General features: G+C 71.6%; 19 protein-coding genes. 12 read left to right on the forward strand and 7 right to left on the reverse strand.

Annotated elements, in window-relative coordinates:
* Window positions 1-19: 19 nt before the first annotated feature.
* Genes HBH26_RS07765 through sctU form a run of 7 tightly spaced genes read right to left on the reverse strand, consistent with a single transcriptional unit; the run spans window position 20 to window position 4,564 of the window.
* On the reverse strand, window positions 20-367 hold the full coding sequence (locus HBH26_RS07765; RefSeq protein WP_168134027.1) for a LuxR C-terminal-related transcriptional regulator: 348 nt from the start codon (window positions 365-367) through the stop codon (window positions 20-22).
* Window positions 364-1,140 (reverse strand): type III secretion system export apparatus subunit SctT, encoded by a 777-nt coding sequence (gene sctT / locus HBH26_RS07770; protein WP_168134028.1) that lies wholly within the window; start codon window positions 1,138-1,140, stop codon window positions 364-366. Before sctT ends, HBH26_RS07765 begins: the two co-directional genes overlap by 4 nt.
* Window positions 1,141-1,142: 2 nt before the next feature.
* Window positions 1,143-1,412: a type III secretion system export apparatus subunit SctS gene (gene sctS, locus HBH26_RS07775; RefSeq protein ID WP_168134029.1), complete on the reverse strand. Its 270-nt coding sequence runs from the start codon at window positions 1,410-1,412 to the stop codon at window positions 1,143-1,145.
* Between the two features lie 8 nt (window positions 1,413-1,420).
* Complete coding sequence (sctR, locus tag HBH26_RS07780) at window positions 1,421-2,107, reverse strand: type III secretion system export apparatus subunit SctR (protein ID WP_168134030.1); 687 nt, start codon at window positions 2,105-2,107, stop codon at window positions 1,421-1,423.
* 3 nt (window positions 2,108-2,110) lie between these two features.
* Window positions 2,111-3,094: a FliM/FliN family flagellar motor switch protein gene (locus HBH26_RS07785; protein WP_168134031.1), complete on the reverse strand. Its 984-nt coding sequence runs from the start codon at window positions 3,092-3,094 to the stop codon at window positions 2,111-2,113.
* A complete protein-coding gene (locus HBH26_RS07790) occupies window positions 3,094-3,414 on the reverse strand; it encodes a FliO/MopB family protein (RefSeq protein WP_168134032.1) in 321 nt (106 codons plus the stop codon). The genes HBH26_RS07785 and HBH26_RS07790 overlap by 1 nt, the downstream gene beginning before the upstream one ends.
* Window position 3,415: 1 nt before the next feature.
* On the reverse strand, window positions 3,416-4,564 hold the full coding sequence (gene sctU / locus HBH26_RS07795; RefSeq protein ID WP_168134033.1) for a type III secretion system export apparatus subunit SctU: 1,149 nt from the start codon (window positions 4,562-4,564) through the stop codon (window positions 3,416-3,418).
* 465 nt (window positions 4,565-5,029) lie between these two features.
* Between sctU and HBH26_RS07800 the strand changes: the two genes are divergently transcribed.
* From HBH26_RS07800 to HBH26_RS07855, 12 genes are read left to right on the forward strand one after another with little or no spacing between them, the layout of a single operon-like run.
* Window positions 5,030-5,770 (forward strand): lytic transglycosylase domain-containing protein, encoded by a 741-nt coding sequence (locus tag HBH26_RS07800; protein ID WP_168134034.1) that lies wholly within the window; start codon window positions 5,030-5,032, stop codon window positions 5,768-5,770.
* Window positions 5,767-7,776: a flagellar biosynthesis protein FlhA gene (locus HBH26_RS07805; protein WP_168134035.1), complete on the forward strand. Its 2,010-nt coding sequence runs from the start codon at window positions 5,767-5,769 to the stop codon at window positions 7,774-7,776. Before HBH26_RS07800 ends, HBH26_RS07805 begins: the two co-directional genes overlap by 4 nt.
* 16 nt (window positions 7,777-7,792) lie before the next feature.
* Complete coding sequence (sctC, locus tag HBH26_RS07810) at window positions 7,793-9,775, forward strand: type III secretion system outer membrane ring subunit SctC (protein ID WP_168134036.1); 1,983 nt, start codon at window positions 7,793-7,795, stop codon at window positions 9,773-9,775.
* The gene (locus HBH26_RS07815; RefSeq protein ID WP_168134037.1) at window positions 9,772-10,893 is read left to right on the forward strand and encodes a hypothetical protein; all 1,122 of its coding nucleotides are present in this window, start codon (window positions 9,772-9,774) and stop codon (window positions 10,891-10,893) included. The genes sctC and HBH26_RS07815 overlap by 4 nt, the downstream gene beginning before the upstream one ends.
* 24 nt (window positions 10,894-10,917) lie before the next feature.
* On the forward strand, window positions 10,918-11,229 hold the full coding sequence (locus HBH26_RS07820) for a hypothetical protein (protein ID WP_168134038.1): 312 nt from the start codon (window positions 10,918-10,920) through the stop codon (window positions 11,227-11,229).
* Window positions 11,230-11,244: 15 nt separating this feature from the next.
* Window positions 11,245-11,667, forward strand: coding sequence for a hypothetical protein (locus HBH26_RS07825; RefSeq protein WP_209308422.1), 423 nt, complete (start codon window positions 11,245-11,247; stop codon window positions 11,665-11,667).
* Window positions 11,668-11,687: 20 nt separating this feature from the next.
* A complete protein-coding gene (gene sctJ / locus HBH26_RS07830) occupies window positions 11,688-12,455 on the forward strand; it encodes a type III secretion system inner membrane ring lipoprotein SctJ (protein ID WP_168134039.1) in 768 nt (255 codons plus the stop codon).
* Window positions 12,452-12,955 (forward strand): hypothetical protein, encoded by a 504-nt coding sequence (locus HBH26_RS07835; RefSeq protein ID WP_168134040.1) that lies wholly within the window; start codon window positions 12,452-12,454, stop codon window positions 12,953-12,955. The genes sctJ and HBH26_RS07835 overlap by 4 nt, the downstream gene beginning before the upstream one ends.
* Window positions 12,952-13,548, forward strand: a complete 597-nt coding sequence (locus tag HBH26_RS21160) for a FliH/SctL family protein (protein WP_168134041.1) — start codon at window positions 12,952-12,954, stop codon at window positions 13,546-13,548. The genes HBH26_RS07835 and HBH26_RS21160 overlap by 4 nt, the downstream gene beginning before the upstream one ends.
* A complete protein-coding gene (locus tag HBH26_RS07845; RefSeq protein WP_338057297.1) occupies window positions 13,545-14,870 on the forward strand; it encodes a FliI/YscN family ATPase in 1,326 nt (441 codons plus the stop codon). The genes HBH26_RS21160 and HBH26_RS07845 overlap by 4 nt, the downstream gene beginning before the upstream one ends.
* The gene (locus tag HBH26_RS07850; protein WP_168134042.1) at window positions 14,867-15,325 is read left to right on the forward strand and encodes a hypothetical protein; all 459 of its coding nucleotides are present in this window, start codon (window positions 14,867-14,869) and stop codon (window positions 15,323-15,325) included. The genes HBH26_RS07845 and HBH26_RS07850 overlap by 4 nt, the downstream gene beginning before the upstream one ends.
* Complete coding sequence (locus HBH26_RS07855; RefSeq protein ID WP_168134043.1) at window positions 15,322-15,951, forward strand: hypothetical protein; 630 nt, start codon at window positions 15,322-15,324, stop codon at window positions 15,949-15,951. The genes HBH26_RS07850 and HBH26_RS07855 overlap by 4 nt, the downstream gene beginning before the upstream one ends.
* The last annotated feature ends 76 nt before the right edge of the window (window positions 15,952-16,027 follow it).

Below are 16,027 nucleotides of genomic sequence, written 5' to 3' on the forward strand. Positions count from 1 at the left end.
GATCGAGCGGGGCGGGCGCTCAATCCGCCGGATAGAACAGCAGCCCCGCCAGCGCGGCCAGTTCGCGCATCCCGTCCAGCTCCAGCTTGCGCGCCACGTTGGACAGGTGGACGCGCACGGTGTTGTCGGAGATCAGCAGCAGCGTCGCGATGTCGGCGTTGGAGCGGCCCCAGCCGAGGAAGCGGACGCAGGTCAGCTCCATCGGCGTCAGGCGCAACAGCGTCTCGCGATGCCGCCTGGGCACACGCGCCGCCTCCACCATATGCTCGCCCAGCGCAACGGGGGCGGCCGCGCCGGGAAGCGCGTCGGCCTTGCGCAGCAGCTCGGCGATGGCGGCGAGCCGGTCGTCCTCCGCCGCCGGGGTCATGTCGCGAGCCCCGTCAGAATGGCGCGGATCACCCCCGGACGCGCGGCGATGTCGCGCAGGATCGCGGCGACGTAGCTGCCGAGCAGCAGCAGGATGACGAAGGTGGCGGCGAACGCCTTGATCGACATCGACAGGGTGAACACGTTCAGCTGCTGCGCGAACCGGTTCATGAGGCCCAGGCCCGCGTCGATCAGGAACAGGACCGTCAGCACCGGCGCGGCGAACAGCGTGGCCAGCACCATCAGCCGCCCGAACTCCCCCTCGAACAGCGCCAGGCTGCTGCCGGTCAGCGCGGGCATGGGCGAGGCGACCGGCCAGATCGCGTAGCTTTCCATCAGCACGCGCAGCAGCAGCGACAGCCCGCCGCCCGCGACGAACACCACGCCCGCCAGCCGTCCCAGCAGCGCGCCGTTCAGCGACGTCTGGTGCCCGGACAGCGGATCCACCACCTGCGCCAGCGTCGCACCCACCTTCGTGTCGACGATGTTGCCCGCCGCCTCCAGCGCCCACAGCACCGAGCCGAAGAAGAAGCCGATGACGAGGCCGACGAACACCTCTTTCAGGATGATCGTCGCCCATTGGCCGGGGCCGAGCAGCGAGGGGTCCAGCGGCGGTTGCAGCGCAAGGCTGACGATGCCGAGCGAGACGAAGATCGAGTTGCGGACCAGCGCGGGTACCGTCTCGCTGGAGAACATGGGCAGCAGCAGGAACGTCGCCGCCACCCGCGCGGTGGCGACGCCCAGCAGCAGCAGCTGGTCGGCCCACCCGCCCACGCCTAGCGCCGGATCAAGGCGGGGAACTCGGTGAAGATGCGGTCGCTGAAACGGTAGAGCGATCCGCCGAGCAGCGCCGCGGTGACGAACAGCGTCAGCACGATGGCGAAGAACTTCACCGTATATTGCAGCGTCTGTTCCTGCACCTGCGTCGCCGCCTGGATCACCGCCACCACCAGTCCGGCGACCGCCGCGACGATGATCGGCGGGGCGGAGAGCACGAGGACGAGCCACAGCGCGTCGTTCGTCAGGCTGAGGAAATCGCCGTCCACGCGCGCCTCTAGACGTAGCTGAGGACGAGGCCGTGGGCGAGTTTCACCCAGCCGTCGACCAGCACGAAGAGGAGCAGCTTGAACGGCAGCGATATGGTGGTGGGCGACAGCATCATCATCCCCATCGCCAACAGGATGTTCGAGATGACGAGGTCGATGACGAGGAACGGCAGGAAGATGAGGAAGCCGACCTGAAAGGCGAGGCTCAGCTCGCGCACGACGAAGGCGGGGATGACGACGATGAAGTCGCGGTCGGTCATCTCCGCGGCGCGGTTGGGATCGCCGACGCGCTGCGCGGTCTTCAGGAAGAAGCCGCGCTCGGTGGGGGAGCTGTGCTTCAGGAGGAAGTTGCGCAGCGGCTCCTTGCCCGCGTCCACCGCGTTCAGCATGGAATTGGTCGACGACAGCGTGCCGCCGCCGCCTTGCGCCTCCACCACCTGCTGCACCGGATTCTGGGCGATGGCGGCCTGCATCTGCTGTCCCACCGGATACATGACGTACAGCGTCAGGACGAGCGACAGGCCGTTCAGCACGATGTTCGGCGGCACCTGCTGCAAGCCCAGCGCGTTGCGCAGCAGGCTGAGCACGACGACGATCTTCGTGAAACTGGTCACCATCACGGCGAAGAACGGCGCGATGGCGAGCGCGATGACGACGACGAGCGCGGAGCCCGGCGTAAAGGTCGACAGGTCCACCGGCTAGTCCTCGGCGCCGGGCACGTGCTCCAGCAGCACGCCGAAGCCCTCGCCCACCGCCACCAGCTCGCCGTCGCCGATGGTGGTGCCCCCGGCGGACACGCGGACGCGCAGCGTGCCCCCGCTCTGCGGCACGGGCAGGACGCTGCCCGGCGCCAGCCCGGCGATGTCGCGCGCCGACAACAGCCCGCCCTCGATCTCCACGATGGTGGGGAGGGTCATCGCTTCCCAGTCGGGCGGGGGGGCGCCGTTGGCCGGTATCTCCGAAGCGGGTGTCGGCACGATGTCTTCCTGCAACGTCATGCTTCCCTTCGATAGGTCCAGCCGACCCGCCAGCGGCGCGTCGCGTCCCGGGATGATGATACGGGCGCGTAACGCTCCAACGCCCAAAAGTAACAGGTCGCCGCGTCCGATCGACCGAATTCTTGTCCCGGCGATGGACGGACCGTCGATTTGCGCGGTCCAGCGCGCACGCAACGCGGACAGCAGCGCCGGTGCGGCGGCGGGGGCGGGGGAGGCGATCACCTCGCCCTCGCGCGGCAACGCCACCAGCAGGCGGTGGCGGATGGTGTGGCGCGAACAGCTGGCGTCGAGCCGCAGCAGGATGAAGTCGCGCGGGATCCCCGGCACCAGCGCGCTGGGCCTGAGGTCCGCGCCCAGCGCGCTCTCGATCGCGGCGATCAGCGGCTCGATGGTGGGAAGCAGGCGCGCGGCGATGGCGGGATCGGGCACGCCGTCGCCGGCGGACAGCCGCACCAGCTCGCCGTCGACCAGCAGCGGCGCCACGAACACCGACTGCCCGCCCGTGTCGAAACCGATCCAGGCGCCCGCGGCGCGCTGGTCGCGGGCGAAGGCGACGCGAGCGCCCAGCGTCAGCTCGCCCGAGGCGCGCGCGTTCAGCGCGGCGATCAGCCGGGTCTGGCGGTCGGCCTCGCCGGCGTCGATCGCGCGCAGCCGGTCGCGCAAGGGGGAGGGGCGCTGCGCCATCAGGACAGGGTCTCCACCGCCGGTTCGGCGACCGCCGCCGGGCCGCCCCAATTGCGCAGCAACGTCACGGATCCCGCGGCGACGCCGATCAGCATCAGCTCGCCTTCCGCCTCCACCAGCATCAGCCGCTCACGCTGGCCCACCGCCAGCGCGCGGACGAAGCGCAGCTGCCGGTCGGGCTCGCCCTCGCGCTTGCCCAAGCCCCGTTCCTGCCACTGGCGCAGGAAGCGCAGGCACACGTACGCGAGGCCGAGCACCACCGCGAGCGCGATCACCATGCCGATGAGGCCCGTCACCGCGGTGCCGATCGCCGAATCCATCTCAATGCGTCTCCAAACTGCGTTCGCCCAGGTCGTGGTGCTGCGGCGCCTCGCCCGCGCGCACCTTCTTCGCCCATAGGATGATCTGCGCGATCGCCTCGAACATGTCGCGCGGCACGATGTCCTCCACCGCCGCGTCCTCGTACAATTTGCGCGCCACCGCCACGTGGCGGACGATCGGCACGCCGGCCTCCTCCGCCGCCTCTCGCATCGCTTGCGCCAGCGGGCCCTCGCCCTTGGCGGCGACGACGGGAACGGGCGCGCTGTCCGAATCATAGTCGATCGCGATCGCGATGTGCGTCGGGTTCACGACCAGCACGTTGGCGCCGCGCGCCGCGCCGACCGCGTTCTGCGATGCCCATTCCTCGTGAAGCTGGCGCCGGTTGCCCTTCAGCATCGGATCGCCCTCGTTCTCCTTATGCTCCTGGCGGATGTCCCGCATGCTCATGCGCATCTTCTTCAGGTAGCTGTGCTTCTGCCAGGCGAGGTCGAGCACGGCGACGATCACGAACACGGCGAAGGTCCACAGCAGCGCCTGGCGCATCAGCGCGCCCGTGTACCCCAGCACCGAGGCGGCGGCGGCGCGGCCGTCGGTCTCCGCCGCGGGCTGCAGCAGCGGGCCGGTGCGCTCCACGATCTCGCCCAGCGAGCCGCGCAGCACCAGCCAGATCACGAACACGACCAGCGAGGCCTTGGCCAGCGTCTTCAGGAGCTCGATCACATTGTCCATGCTGAACATGCGCTTCAACCCTTCGACGGGGTTCAGCTTCTCGAAGCTGGGCTTCATCTTCTCCGTGGTGAAGACGCCGCCGCTCTGCAGGAACTCGGTGAGCACGCCGGTGACGGCGGCGGGGATCAGCGCGACCGCGCAGATCGCAAGAAACGCCCAGATGGCGCTCCAGCCCAGGCCCGCGGCGGCGACCGCGAACGGCTGGCCGGAATGGACCAGCAGGAAGCTCTGCTGGAACAGGTCGGCGATCCGCGCGCCGGCGTAGCTTGCGCCGAAGATGAAGATCACCAGCCACACGAACAGCGTTGCCGTGGCGGTGACGTCCTTGGACTTTGCGACGTCGCCCTTCTTGCGCGCGTCGGCCAGCCGCTTGGGTGTCGGCTTCTCCGTCTTGTCGCCGCCGTCGTTCTTCCCGGCCACGTCGCACTCCTGCCCATGTCCCCGCCGCGCGACAGATCACGTGGCGGGCGTTCGTGCCGGAGCATCTCGTCAATGCTGGCGCCTCGAAGGTGCCACACTTGCCAGACCGCAGGACCCTTGTTGCATCTCTGACGGGACAAAGTGTCTGCCCTATCGCGACGCGAGTCAATGGCGCGATACCGTCAGCAAAGTGTCATCGAACAGGCACATAGCGGGCGTGACACCGGCAGAATCGACGGCACTGCGCGGGGTTGCGGCAGATCAAACCTCGGACACGTTCCGCCATCATTCGACCACATTCCAAGACGGAACGTGAAGATAGCACGACGAGTTGAGTGATCGGGGCTAGGCATAGGTTAGCCGGTCGGGCATTCAGGAGGCGTCGAGCGCTCGTCACGCCGACCGCAGGACCCCGCTAGCCGTACGGCGTATCGCATCCGCGAGCCGCCGGGAAGGAGCAGTGGGATGAGGACAGCAACCGCCACGATCCGCACGCGCGCCACGCTGCGCGCCGGTGTGGTCGTCGGCCTGGCGATGGCCGCGGCGACCGCTGGCGTGCCGGCAGCCGCGATCGATTGCGGCACGACCGGTTTCGGCAGCCGCTTCAGCGAGGCCGCGCGGCTGTGCGGCACGCCCGCCGCTGCCGCCTCCACGCCGGCGTCGCGCCCGGCGCTGCCGGCTTCCACGCCCGTCTTCAATCCCGTAGCGGTGGCGGACCAGTCGTCGGTGACGGTCAGCATGCCCGGCTATCGCCGCCGCCTGGCCGCCGCGGTAAGGCAGGTCCGCCGTCGCGGCGGTGCCGCGGCGCCGGACGCGCTGGTGGTCGCCATCGGGCGCCAGTACCGCATCGATCCCCATCTCCTGGGCGCGATGGTGCAGACGGAGAGCGCGGGCGATCCGCGCGCGGTGTCGCACAAGGGCGCGCTGGGTTTGATGCAGGTGATGCCGGCGACGGCGCGCAGCATGGGCGTGCGCGATCCGCGCGCGCTGCTGAACAACCGTCCGCTCGCGCTCGCGACCGGCGCCAAGTACCTGAAGCATCTGCAGAGCAAGTTCGGCAACAACGTGCCCATGGTCGTCGCCGCCTACAACGCCGGCCCCGGCGCGGTGCAGAAGTATCGCGGCATCCCGCGCTACCGCGAGACGCAGGGCTACGTGCGCGACGTGATGGGCCGCTACGCCGCCGCGCGGGGTGTGTCGCAATGAGCGTCCAGAACTATCTCGCGACCAGCGGGCAGCCGGCGAAGCTGGGCTTCGCCGCGCGCTTCGCCGACGTCGCGCTCGCCGGCTTCGTCGTCACGATCATCGGCGCGATGATCCTGCCGCTGCCGATGGTGCTGATCGACCTGCTGGTGGCGGTGAACATCACCTTCGGCGTCATGCTGCTGCTGACGACGCTGTACGTGCGCGGACCGCTCGACTTCTCCAGCTTTCCCGCGATCCTGCTCGTCTCCACGCTGTTCCGCCTGGCGCTGTCGATCGCGACGACGCGCATGATCCTGACCGAGGGGCACGGCGGGCACATCATCCAGACGTTCGGGTCGATGGTGGCGGGCGGCAACATCGTCGTCGGGCTGGTCGTCTTCCTCATCATCACGATCGTGCAGTTCATCGTCATCGCCAAGGGCGCGGAGCGCGTGGCCGAAGTGGCGGCGCGGTTCAGCCTCGATTCGATGCCCGGCAAGCAGCTGTCGATCGACAGCGACCTGCGCTCCGGCCTGATCGACAAGGACGAGGCGCGCCGCCGCCGCCGGGTGCTGGAGCTGGAATCGAAGCTGCACGGCAGCCTGGACGGCGCGATGAAGTTCGTGAAGGGCGACGCGATCGCCTCCATCGTGATCGTCGTCGTCAACCTGATCGGCGGCCTCGCCATCGGCGTGATGCAGCAGGGGCTGGACCTCGGCGCGGCGACGCACAAATATTCGATCCTGACGATCGGCGAAGGTCTGGTCGCACAGATCCCCGCGCTGCTCGGCGCGATGGCCGCGGGCCTGATGGTGACGCGCGCCACCGACGAGGAGGATAGCAGCAACCTGGGGCAGACGATCCAGCGCCAGCTGTCGGGCAATCCCCGCGTGCTGATGGGCGTGGGCGCGGTCGCCTTCCTGATGGCACTGATCCCGGGCTTTCCGGTGGCCGTCTTCATCGGCCTGGGCTTCGGCGCGATGGGGACGGGGGCGATGCTGCACCCGCGGCTGCGCCCCATGCTGCTGCGTCGCGCCGGCCCGCTCACCGCGCTGGTGACGCGCGGGCGCGAGGCCGCGCCGCCGACCACGCTGATCGCCGAGCCCGCCGCGCCCAAGCCGGTCGTGCCGCTGCTGCTGGAGCTGTCCGGCGCGCGGCCGGGCCGGGCCGAGGGCGACGCGCTGGCGGCGGACCTCGCCGCCATGCTGGAGCGGCTGCAATATCGCTCCGGCGTGCCGCTGCCCAAGCTCGCGATCCACTTCATGGCGCCCGACGCGCGACCGGCGTGGCAGCTGCTCGCCTATGAACTGCCGGTCGGGCATGGCCTGCGCGAAGGGCAGGCGATCGACGCGCCCGCGCTGGTCGCCGCGGTGGAGGCGCTGCTGCGCCGCAACCTCGCGCGGTTCCTGGGCGTGCAGGAGGCGGTGGCGCTGCTCAATCGCATCGGCGACGATTATCCCGAAGTGGTGAAGGAGGCCGTCCGCGCGCTTCCCGCCGCGCGCATCGCCGACGTGATGCGCCGCCTGGCCGAGGAGGAAGTGCCGCTGCGCAACATGCGCGACGTGCTGGAGGGGCTGACCGACGCCGCGCAGAACGAGCGCGAGACGCCGCGCCTGGCGGACATGACGCGCATCGCGCTGAAGCGCTACCTGATCGACGTGGCCGCGCCGGACGGCGAGGTGCGCGCGCTGGTCGTCACGCCCGAGCTGGAGACGATGGTGCGCGAGGCGACGCGGATCGTCGACGGTGCCGAGCGGCTGGCGATCCCGCCCGACGTCGCGCAGAACCTGGTCGCGACAATCGCGAGCACCGCGCGGGAGACGCGCGCCAACGCGCTCGTCACCTCGTTCGAGGCACGCCGCGCGGTGCGCAAGCTGATCGAGCCGGACCTGTTCGACCTGCCGGTTCTCGCTTTTAACGAATTGTCGTCGATGACGCGGCTCGAGATGGTGGGCCAGATCGGCCTGCCCGCGGGTACGCTGGCGAACGACGAGGCCGAAGTCTCGTCGGTCGTCGCGGCGGAATGACACGGGGGAAGACTGCATGATCGCACATGGATTGACGATGGTGACGACCGGGACAGGCGTCGCGCTGACGCTGGCGGCGATGGTCAACGGCGGGATCGCGCCTGCCGGATCGGTGCCGCAGCACGTGCTGGCATCCCAGTCCGTGCCCGCGCCCAGGGCTGCCGCCGCCCAGGCGCCGGTCGCCGCGCCGACGCCGGGCGGCACGGCCAGCGCGCCGGGCGAGCTGACGCTGTCGCCGCGCGACCAGCCGATCACCGCCTTCCTGCGGGACCTGTTCGGCCGCGTCGGCCGTCCGGTGGTGCCCAGCGCCAACCTGACCGGCACCGTCAACGGCGTGTTCCGCGGATCGGTGAACAAGATCTTCTCCGACATCGCGCGTGCCTTCAACCTCGTCAGCTACGACGACGGCGCCGCGCTCTACGTCTATTCGGCGAGCGAGGTGGGCGTGCAGACGCTGAACGTCGGCGCCGCCAATGCGCAGCGCGTGGTGCGCCAGGTCGCGGCGCAGCGGCTGGCGGACCGGCGCAACTATGTCCGCGCCTCCGCCGACGGCACGCTGGTGGCCAGCGGCACGCCCCGCTTCCTGCAACAGGTGTCGCAATTCGCCGGTAGCGGCACGGCGGCGGGCGCCAACGTTCCGCGCGGCAGCCCGCTGGTGGGCGGCCTCGGCCCGGCCTTCGCGCCGCCGCCGGTGCAGCCGCTCGAGTTCCGCGTCTTCTACCTGAAGTACGCGCGCGCCGAGGATACGGTGAGCAACGCCGGCGGGCGCGAGCTGCGGCTGCCCGGCCTCGCCACCATCCTGCAGAACCTGGTGCTGGACCAGCGTCCCGGCGGCAGTGCGAGCTACGGCGCGACCACGCCGACGCTGGGCGCGCGGCTGGTGCGGCAGAGCCAGCCGCGGCTGAAGGGACTGGGGCTGGGCGGTGTGCTGCCCACCGGGACGCAGACGCCCGCCAACGGCCTGCCCGTCCCCGGCCTCTATCCGACGGACACCGGCGAGGTGCTGGGCTACGGCGGTTTCGGCGGCAGCGGCGACGTCGCCGCGCCGCTGACGTCGGACGTCGTGCGGATCGAGCCGAACCCCTATCTCAACGCCGTCATCGTGCGCGACGTGCCGGAACGGATGGCCGCCTACGACTCGCTGATCCGCGCGCTCGACGTCGAGCCGCAGGTGGTCGAGGTCGAGGCGACGATCATCGACATCAACACGGAGAAGCTGCGCCGTCTGGGCGTCAACTGGCGGTTCGAATCGGGCGGCTTCGGCTTCCTGTTCGGCGACGGCTCGTCCAACGACACGCTGCTGACGCGCAATTCGGTGCTGTCGCGCCGCAACAACGTGACGCAGATCACGCCGCAGGGGCAGGGCGGTAACATCTCCACCATCATCGGCAGCCAGCGCGAGTTCTTGGGCCGCATCAGCGCGCTGGAGACCAAGGGCGTGGCGCGGGTGGTCAGCCGTCCGCAGGTGATGACCCTGTCCAACGTGGAGGCGGTGTTCGACCGCACCCGCACTTTCTACGTCCGCGTCGCGGGCCGCGAGGAGGTGGACCTGTTCAACGTCACCGCGGGCACCATCCTGCGCGTCAATCCGCACGTCTTCCGCGACCAGGACCAGACGCGCATCCGCATGATCGTCAACATCGAGGACGGATCGATCAGCCAGGATTCGCTGGTGGAGGATATCCCCATCGTCGAGCGGTCGAGCGTGTCGACGCAAGGCATGGTGCTGGACGGCGAGAGCCTGCTGCTGGGCGGCATGACCGTCGATGCGGACGCCGACAGCGTCTACAAGATCCCGCTCTTGGGCGACATTCCGCTGCTGGGCAACCTGTTCAAGGTGCAGCAGCGCAACCGCGCGCGGACCGAGCGGCTGTTCCTGCTGACGCCGCGGCTCGTCTCGCTCGGCTCGCGCGTGGGGCCGACCACGGTCAGCTCGTCCGCGCGCATCATGCCGACCGCCCCCGTTCCTGCCACCCCGACCGGGAGTCCTCCGCGGTGACCGTCGCGCACCCCGTCCTGCGCGTCCTGAACGGCCGGCTGGCCGGCACGGAAAAGGCGCTGCCCGCCAGCGGCGCGGTGTCGATCGGGCACCAGTTCTGGCACGACGTGGTGGTGCGCGACCCCGCGACGAAGGGGATCGCGATCGACCTGGCGCTGAACGCCGAGGGCGCGGCGCAGGCGACGGTGCTGGAGGGGGAGGCGGAGCTGCTCGGCTCCACCGTGCCCGCGGGCGGCACCGCGATCGTGCCCCCTTACGTGCCGATCACGATCGGCGGCATCGCGATCGCCTGGGGCGACGCCGCCAGCGAGCGCTGGGGCGAGGCGACGGGGCTGGTCGCCGCCGTGCCCGCCCCGCCGCCGCTGCCGCCCAGCGCGCGCGACCACGCGCTCGCGTTTGCCGGCCGGGCGGGCGAGGGGGCGCAGCGCGTCCTGACCCGCTCGCGCCTGACCATCGCCGCCGCGGCGGTGGGGGTGATCGCGCTCGCCAGCGCCAGCGTGCCGATGGTGGACGCGTTGCACCTGCGCGGCTCGCCCGAGCAGCGGGTCGAGCGCGCGCTGTCGCAGGCGGGGCTGACCGGCCTCTCCGCGCATGAGGACGACACGACCGGCGCGATCACCGTCACCGGCGTGGTCGCCAACGATTCGCAGCGTGCGAAGGCGGTGGCGACGGTGCGCGACACCGGCATCGCGGGCAGCGTGGCGGTGCTGACCAGCGCCGACCTCGCACGCTCCGCCGCGGACGTGGCGCGGATGAACGGGTTGCAGGCGGTGGCGCGGCCGATCGGCCGCACCGCGGTGGAATTGCGCGTCACCCCGCTCCAGCCCGATCAGGAGCAGAAGCTGGTGCAGGCGGTGCGCGGCGATGTCCGCGCGCTGACCCGGCTGGCATTGCGAGACGATCTTCCCCCGGTGGAAACCGTTCCCCTGAAGACGGTGCAGGATGCGACGAAGAAGGTGTCGACCGTCGTCGGCGGCGACCCTGCGTTCATCCAGACCGTCGACGGCGCGAGATACTTTCCCGGCGCGGTGATGCCGAGCGGACATCGTTTGGTTGGCGTTCAGGGTAACAATGTCATCTTCGAGAAAAGCGGGCGCGAGACCCGTGTGGCGTTCTGAAATCAAAGCGAAGGAGTAAGGACGATGACGGACAACAGCATTTCCGGCGGCCTGGGCATGATCGCCGCCGCCCCGCTGACGGGCAATCGCATGCAGAAGGGTTCGGCGCCGGGCACCTGGTTCGAGGCGCTGGCCGATGCCTGGGGGCAGACGCTGGACGGCCAGGCCAACCGCATCGAGCAGATGTCCGACAGCGTCGGGCAGGGTGGCGACAATCCGTCGCAGATCACGAAGCTGACCGCCGAATCGATGCGCATGAGCTTCATGGCGCAGAGCTCGTCCAGCTCGATCGACAGCGTCGGCAAGGCGCTCGAGACGATGGCGCGCAAGGGCTAAAGAGGAGGTCGATCCATGTCGATCGAAGCCATTGCGGCGGCGTCTGCGGGTGCCGGCGGGGCGGGAATGCCCCCGCTCGAGACGGTTCAGGCGGGACCGAATGCGTCCATCGCCGACATCACCAGCTTCCAGTCGTCGATGACGTCGGCGGCGGGCGGGATGCCCAGCGTCGGCGGCGTTCCCAACGTGGGCGCGCCGGACGAGCTGGCACCGGCGCTCAAGTCGATGTTCACGCAACTGGAAAAGGTGAACGGCGAGGCCAAGAGCGTTGCCGAATACGCGAACCAGGCGTCGCTGAAGGGTGCGGACATGACCCCCGGCGAAGTCGTCAACCTGACGATGAAATGCCACGAGTTCATGTTCCACTGCCAGCTGACGTCGAACATCGCCAACCGCACGTCGGACGGCGTGCAGCAGCTGTTCCGGCAGCAATCGTGATGCGCGCAGGGGAGGACGCGATGGACTGGACGAAACGGCTGAAGCTGCTTCTCGCCGGGCTGGGTCTCGTCCTCCTCGCCGCGTGCGGCCGTGCCGAGCTCTACGGCAAGCTGAGCGAGGCGCAGGCCAACGAGATGATCGCGGTGCTGCAACGCTCCGGCATCGAGGCGGAGAAGCAGAGCGCGGGCGAGGCCGGCTGGACGCTGACCACCGCCAAGGGCGATTTCGGCAAGGCGGTGGAGATCCTGCAGTCGCAGGGCTACCCGCGGCAGGATTTCGCCACGCTGGGCACCGTGTTCAAGAAGGAAGGCTTCGTCTCGTCACCCACCGAGGAGCGGGCGCGGCTGAACTGGGGCCTGAGCCAGGAATTATCGCGCACGCTGACGCAGATCGACGGCGTGGTGCAGGCGCGCGTGCACCTCGCGCTGCCGGAAGACGCGCCGCTGGCGGAGACGAAGGCGCCGGCCTCCGCGTCGGTCTTCATCAAATATCGCCCCGGCACCGACATCAACGGACAGATCGGCAAGATCAAGGCGCTGGTCGTGAACTCGATCGAGGGCCTGAAGTACGAGAACGTGAGCGTCGAGACGTTCGCCGCGCAGCCGCCGCCCGTGGTGGTCGGCGCCGCCACCGCGCCCAGCGGGACGGGTGACGGTATGATCTTCGCCGCGGTGGTCGGCGCGCTGCTGCTAGGCGGTGCGCTCGCCTATCCTGGCGTGCGGCGCTGGCGGCTGCGGCGCCAGGCCGCAGCGCGTCGGGCCATCGTGCCGCAGGAGATTCAGCCGTGACTGCTGCGGCGGAGCGTGCCGCGCTGGCGCGGATCGGCGAGCATCTGGTGGCGCTGGCGGGCGAGCGCGGCGAGCGGCGCGCGCGCGCGCTGGTGGATCGCCGGCCCGCGCCCGCCGCCGCCACCTTCGCCGACCTCGCGCGCGCGCCCGACTGGCTTCAGCGGCCCCGGCCGGCGCTGCTGCGCCTGGCCACCGCCGCGGCGCTGGTGGCGATGGGGCCCGCGGTGGCGGCCTCGATCGACGGCGCGTGGCTGCGCGAACTGGCCGCACGCGCCGGTGACGAGGCGCTCGACCGCGCCATCGGGGTGGCGGGCCACGTGCCGGGCGGCGGCGTCGGCGGGGTCGCGGTGGACGGGATCGAGGCGCTGGGATTCGACCTGATGCGCGCGACCCTGCCGCCTGCGCTCCACCGCTATCTGCTGTGGGCACCATCGGCGGGCGTCGCGCACCCCGCCGACCTGTCGCGCTTCGCGATCGACGCGGTGGAGGGGGCGGCGTGAGCTTCGTGCTGATCCACGCCGACCGCGCGGCGACGCTGCTGCGCGACGACCCGATCGTCCCCGCGCGCGAGCTGCCCGCCTTCACCGCGGCGCGCGACCTGCTCGACGCGGTTGCCGCGCTGCGCGACGAGGCGGCGGGTGCGACCGAAGCGGCGAAGGAGGCGGCGCGCGCGGAGGGCTATGCCGCCGGCCATGCCGAGGGGCTGGCGGCGGGCGCCGCGGCGGTCCGCGAGGAATTGCTGCGGCTCGTCCAGGCGGACGCGGTGCGCGCGCAGGAGCAGCGCGGGGACCTCGCCCGGCTGGCGCTGGAGGTGGTGCGGCGCATCGCCGCCGATCTGGGCGCGGCGGACATGGTCGCGGCGATGGCCGACCGCGCCGCGGCCGGAGTGGCGCCCGACTTGGCGCCGACCGTCCGCGTTCATCCCGACGCGCTGGCCGCCACGCGCGCCCGCCTGGGCGAGCGGGTGGCGGTGGAGGCGGATGCCGCGCTCGCACCGACCGACTGCGTGATCGCCACCTCGCTGGGCGAGGTGCACGCCGGGCTGGAGACGCAGCTGGCCGCCCTCGCGCGCGCCTGGGGCCTGCCCGCGTGACGCGGCCGGGCGCCCCGTCGGTCGAGGATCTGGTCGCTCGGCTGGGCCGGTCCAGCACGGTCGAGCGGCGTGGCCGACTGGTGGAATTGCTCGGCACGACGATGAAGGTGACCGGCATCGCCGCGCGCATCGGCGAGACGTGCGAGATCGTCGTACCGGCGACGGGCGAGAGCGTGATGGCCGAGGTGGTCGGGATCGCCGGCCATGCGACCGTCCTGACCCCGCTGGGCGACGTGCGGGGCCTGTCCGCCGATGCGGAGGTGGTGGTGCGCCCGGGCGAGGACCGCGTGCCCTACGGCGAGGCGCTGCTCGGCCGCGTGCTCGACGGCCGCGGGCGGCCGATCGACGGCAAGGGCACGCTGCCTGCCGGCCTGCCGACCGTCCCGCTCCACGCCCCCGCGCCGGGGCCGATGGAGCGCGCGCTGATCGACAAGCCGCTGGAAACCGGCGTGCGCGCGATCGACGCGCTGCTGACGCTGGGCGAGGGCCAGCGCATGGGTGTCTTCGCCGCGGCGGGCGGCGGCAAGTCGACGCTGCTCGGTATGCTGGCGCGCTTCGCCAGGGCGGAGGTGATCGTCATCTCGCTGATCGGCGAGCGCGGGCGCGAGGTGCGCGAGTTCATCGAGGATTCGCTGGGCGCGGACGGGCTGGCGCGCTCGGTCATCGTCTGCGCCACCTCCGATCGCGCGGCAATGGAGCGCGTCCGCGCGGCGCACCACGCCACCGCCATCGCGGAGGGGTTTCGCAGCGAGGGGAAGAGCGTCCTGCTGCTGATGGACTCGGTCACGCGCTTCGCCCGTGCACTGCGCGAGATCGGCCTCGCCGCCGGCGAGCCGGCGGTGCGACGCGGCTTCCCCCCGTCGGTCTTCGCCGAACTGCCGCGGCTGTTCGAACGCGCGGGCACCGACGCGAAGGGCGCCATTACTGGCGTCTACACCGTGCTGCTGGAGGACGAGGACGGCGGCGATCCGGTAGGCGAGGAGGTGCGCTCCATCCTCGACGGCCATATCGTCCTCTCGCGAAAGCTTGGCGCAGCAGGGCATTATCCCGCGATCGACGTGCTCGGCAGCCTGTCGCGCCTGTTCCCGCGGCTGGCGCAGCCCGCCCATCGCGCCGCCGCGACGCAGGTGCGCGCGCTGATGGCGAAACACGCCGATATCGAATTCCTCGTGCAGGTGGGCGAGTATCGCGCCGGCGCCGATCCGGTCGCCGACCGCGCCATCGCCGCCCGGCCCGAGATCGAGGCGATGCTGCGGCAGGAGGCGACGCAGCCCGCCGCGATGGCCAATGCGCTGCTGATGCTGCGGAGCATCGGCGGATGAGCGCGCGCGACCAGGCGCGACAGGCGGCGCAGCTCGTCCGCCTGCGCGACGTGCGCGTGCGCGCCGCCGCGGCACGGCTGGCACAGGCGCGGGTCGCCACCGCCGCGGCGGAAGCCGAGCGGGCACAGGCGGACGGCGTCGCCGATCGTGCCGGCACCGCGCATCAGGCCGCGATCGCGGGCCTCGCCACCGATCCGGCGGAGGCCGAGCGGCTGCTGGCGGTGCTCGATCGCGCCCGCTTCGACCGCTCGATCGCGGCAGAGGCGCTTGCGGAGGCGCAGGGGGCGGAGCGGCGGTGCCGCGACGACGAGGACGAGCGCCGCCGCGCGATGATCCTGGCGCAGGCGCGTCACGACGCCCTGGCGGAGCGGCTGGGCACGATCCGCCGCCAGGCCGGCCGGATCGACGAGGAGCGCCAGGCGATGGATGCCGAGGACGTGAGGAGGTTCCGATGAGCGACGTGTCCGCACCGAGCCGCAGCAGCCAGCCGGTCCGCCGCGCCGCGCCACAGCCGACGCAGCGCGCCGACCCACCCGCGGAGGACGTGCGGGCGATGGGCGAGGCGTTCGCGCGCGCGCGCGGGTCGCTGCCGCAGGGGACTGCGCCGGCGCGGGGCGGCGGCAAGGGCGCGGCGATGCCCGCAAAGGGCGAGCGCGCGCCCGACGCCCCGGCGCTCGGACAATGGCAGGCCGCCGCGGAGGAGCGCGCCGCGCTCGACCGTCGCGACGGCGATCGCCACGCCGACCAGGGCTTCGGCGGCTTCGCGCAGAACGCGGCGCCGGTGCCGGTCGTCGTCGCCGCGCAGGCACCCGCGCCGCACGTCGACCCGTCGGGTTTCGCGCAGATGCTGGCCGACCTGTGGACACGCGAGAACGGCCGCGGCCCGCGCGAGGTGCGCGTCCGCTTCGGCGCGGCCACCTGGCCCGCCACCGGCGCGCGGCTGGTGCGCAGCGCGGACGGCCTGCTCGACGTGACGGTGGAGCAGGCGCCCGGCACCGCCGCGATGCCGCTGGCCGGGCTGGGTACGGCGCTGGCCGAGCGCGGGCTGGCGGTGGGGACCGTGGCGGCGGCGTCGGCCTGATCCAGCTATCCCGTCGCTTCTGCCCCGCGCCGGGCTCCACGGTGCCGCGAAGCTGTCGAGCCGAGGGTGTGCGGCA

Origin of the sequence: Sphingomonas corticis (assembly GCF_012035195.1) — a bacterium.
Taxonomy (GTDB): domain Bacteria; phylum Pseudomonadota; class Alphaproteobacteria; order Sphingomonadales; family Sphingomonadaceae; genus Sphingomonas; species Sphingomonas corticis.

Coding starts and splice junctions, on each gene's coding strand:
- HBH26_RS07800 (WP_168134034.1), top strand. CDS start 5,030: ATGAGGACAGCAACCGCCACGATCCGCACGCGCGCCACGCTGCGCGCC.
- HBH26_RS07855 (WP_168134043.1), top strand. CDS start 15,322: ATGAGCGACGTGTCCGCACCGAGCCGCAGCAGCCAGCCGGTCCGCCGC.
- sctC (WP_168134036.1), top strand. CDS start 7,793: ATGATCGCACATGGATTGACGATGGTGACGACCGGGACAGGCGTCGCG.
- HBH26_RS07790 (WP_168134032.1), bottom strand. CDS start 3,414: ATGGATTCGGCGATCGGCACCGCGGTGACGGGCCTCATCGGCATGGTG.
- HBH26_RS07825 (WP_209308422.1), top strand. CDS start 11,245: ATGTCGATCGAAGCCATTGCGGCGGCGTCTGCGGGTGCCGGCGGGGCG.
- sctJ (WP_168134039.1), top strand. CDS start 11,688: ATGGACTGGACGAAACGGCTGAAGCTGCTTCTCGCCGGGCTGGGTCTC.
- HBH26_RS07785 (WP_168134031.1), bottom strand. CDS start 3,094: ATGGCGCAGCGCCCCTCCCCCTTGCGCGACCGGCTGCGCGCGATCGAC.
- HBH26_RS07805 (WP_168134035.1), top strand. CDS start 5,767: ATGAGCGTCCAGAACTATCTCGCGACCAGCGGGCAGCCGGCGAAGCTG.
- HBH26_RS07850 (WP_168134042.1), top strand. CDS start 14,867: ATGAGCGCGCGCGACCAGGCGCGACAGGCGGCGCAGCTCGTCCGCCTG.
- HBH26_RS07765 (WP_168134027.1), bottom strand. CDS start 367: ATGACCCCGGCGGCGGAGGACGACCGGCTCGCCGCCATCGCCGAGCTG.
- HBH26_RS07820 (WP_168134038.1), top strand. CDS start 10,918: ATGACGGACAACAGCATTTCCGGCGGCCTGGGCATGATCGCCGCCGCC.